Annotated in this window: 1 pseudogene; it reads right to left on the reverse strand. The window is 48.2% G+C overall.

The features are described 5' to 3' along the window. Window positions 1–88 precede the first annotated feature (88 nt). Window positions 89–454 (reverse strand): annotated as a pseudogene (locus KBY19_RS35980) (dihydroorotate dehydrogenase electron transfer subunit); the annotation flags it as partial.

Raw genomic sequence — 454 nt, forward strand, 5'->3', positions numbered from 1 at the left:
CCTTTGTACTCAGGACCAAAACCAAATGTTCCTGACGCTGCTACAAAGGGGTTTTTCATTTTTATACCGCACAATGTCGTTTCTAACATTAGAAGAACACCTCCTCAGCAGGGAATACAGGACCATCGGTACAAATTTTGTAGCGCTTACCTCCTGCGCCGTCACAGCCGCAGCCTAAACATCCACCAGTACCACAGCCCATATGTTCCTCTAAGGATACTTCGCAAGGAACGCCATATTGTCGGGCTACTTCGGCAACGCCCACCATCATGGGTGTGGGGCCGCAAGTGTAAATGCCCGTAAAGTCATTTTTCTCAATAAGGTCACCCATGATCGTCGTGGGATATCCTTTAGTTCCTGCACTGCCATCGTCAGTCGTAATATGGACATCCACGGGGTAGGGCTTAAATAGATCGGCCCAGAACATTTCGTCCTTACTGCGGAAACCTAAAAT

Source organism: Streptomyces sp. B15 (assembly GCF_018070605.1).
GTDB classification, from domain to species: Bacteria; Actinomycetota; Actinomycetes; order Streptomycetales; family Streptomycetaceae; genus Streptomyces; species Streptomyces smyrnaeus.